Below are 1,888 nucleotides of genomic sequence, written 5' to 3'. Positions count from 1 at the left end.
TCCACGATTCTGGCCTCACCGCCCGCCGCCCGCACCCTCTTCGCTGCGGCCTCGTCCACCACGTTCACCACGAGCTTGCGCGCCGACGCGTCATAGAACGCACCCGCCGCCCCACCACCCAGATCCCGCTGCAACGAGGCCGACAACGACCCCGCCGCCGACACCGACAACACCCGCGCCCCGGTGTCCTCACTCGCACTCGCACTCGCACTCTGCACCGTCACACCCGCACCGACCAGAGCCACCACGGCTCCGCCCGCCACGAGTATCCGCCGCCTGCTGTTCGTCTGACGATGGTTCACTGTGTCGCCTTCCTATGGGGCCGTACCGGCGGTGCGTGGGGCGCCGACTCGGTACGGAGGATGGGCCGCTCACTATTCCGACGCGGTGGCGAGAGCCACAAGTCTCATTCCCTGAGACGCACGTGACCTTCACACCGATCACAACGACGACATGTTCACAGCGCGGCGGATCACATCCGTGCAGACGTTCGGCCGGTACGGCGTCTTCGCGACATGAAGGATTCAGCGGCCTGATGCCCCTTCAGATCATCTGCCTGCGGAGGGACCGCTGATCGCTTACGCTGAGCCTCCGCCGGGCCCGAATTGGGGGGTGCCCGGCTGTGAACAAGGGACATTCATGCTGCGTATCCGCTCCATCGCCGCGGCGACCGCTGCCGTGGCCGCGATGGGCATCGTCTCGATGCCCACGCCCGCACAGGCCGCCGGCTCCGTGCACCTCGCCAAGATCTACTACGACAGCCCGGGCACCGACAGCCGGTCGAACGCCAGCCTCAACGCGGAGTACGTCCAGGTCCGCAACACCACCAACGCCGCGGTGAACCTGCGGGGCTGGACGGTCACGGACGCCGCCGACCACAAGTACACCTTCGGCTCCTACAGCCTGGGCCGCGGCAAGACGGTGACCATCCGCACCGGCCAGGGGAGCAACACCTCGGCCAACCTGTACCAGCAGCGCCGCGCGTACGTGTGGAACAACGACCGGGACACCGCCACCCTCAAGAAGGCGAACGGCACCCGCGTCGACAGCTGCTCCTACGACTCCACCCGGGTCGACTACGTCACCTGCTGACGCAGGAGCCGGGGTCCCGGGGGGCGGTCCGCGACGGCCCCCCGGAATCCGGAAGTCAGACCGCCTGCGCGGCGAACGCCTCGTAGGCGGGTGCGTCGAAGAGCACGAACCTGACCTCCTCGACGGAACACCCGGAGGCGCCGGCCTCCCGCACGGTCTGCACGGCGATCCGGGCCGCGTCCTCGACCGGCCAGCGGTAGACGCCGGTGGAGATGGCGGGGAACGCCACGCTGCGCGCGCCGAGTTCGGCGGCGACCCGCAGGGACTCGCGGTGGCAGGAGGCCAGCAGCTCCGAGCGGTCCTCGCTCCGCGAGTGCACCGGGCCGACGGTGTGCACGACCCAGCGGGCCGGGAGCCGGCCGGCGGTGGTGGCGACGGCCCGGCCGGTGGGCAGCCCCTTGCCGTAGTGCCCGGCGCGCAGGTCTCGGCAGGCGGCCAGGATCTGTGGACCGCCCTTGCGGTGGATGGCGCCGTCCACTCCGCCGCCGCCCAGCAGCGAGGAGTTGGCGGCGTTGACGACCGCGTCCACCTGCTGCTCGGTGATGTCGCCGCGTACCAGGACGATCTCCATGACGTCGCTCAGCCCTTCCTGAGGTGGCGCCAGACGGCCTTGGCCGCGTTGTGGCCGGACATGCCGTGCACCCCGGGTCCCGGCGGGGTCGCCGAGGAGCAGAGGAAGACCGCCGGGTGCGGGGTGCGGTAGGGGAACAGGGTCGGGCGGGGGCGCAGCAGGAGCTGGAGCCCGGAGGCGGCGCCGCAGGCGATGTCGCCGCCGACGTAGTTGGCGTTGCGGGCG

The 1,888-nt window shown here is 70.8% G+C and carries 2 protein-coding genes and 2 pseudogenes; 1 reads left to right on the top strand and 3 read right to left on the bottom strand.

Annotated elements, in window-relative coordinates:
• Positions 1-245: pseudogene (locus tag C6N75_RS31130) on the bottom strand (S1 family peptidase); the annotation flags it as partial.
• A 394-nt stretch (positions 246-639) separates the two neighbouring features.
• Here C6N75_RS31130 and C6N75_RS21900 point away from each other — a divergent pair.
• Positions 640-1,092: a lamin tail domain-containing protein gene (locus C6N75_RS21900; RefSeq protein ID WP_105870611.1), complete on the top strand. Its 453-nt coding sequence runs from the start codon at positions 640-642 to the stop codon at positions 1,090-1,092.
• A 55-nt stretch (positions 1,093-1,147) separates the two neighbouring features.
• Here C6N75_RS21900 and C6N75_RS21895 read toward each other — a convergent pair whose 3' ends face one another.
• Complete coding sequence (locus C6N75_RS21895) at positions 1,148-1,663, bottom strand: O-acetyl-ADP-ribose deacetylase (protein ID WP_105870610.1); 516 nt, start codon at positions 1,661-1,663, stop codon at positions 1,148-1,150.
• An 8-nt stretch (positions 1,664-1,671) separates the two neighbouring features.
• Positions 1,672-1,888: pseudogene (locus tag C6N75_RS21890) on the bottom strand (hypothetical protein); the annotation flags it as partial.

This window comes from Streptomyces solincola (assembly GCF_002982015.1).
In the GTDB taxonomy this organism is placed as follows: domain Bacteria; phylum Actinomycetota; class Actinomycetes; order Streptomycetales; family Streptomycetaceae; genus Streptomyces; species Streptomyces solincola.
This window is presented reverse-complemented; position numbering and strand designations above follow the sequence as displayed.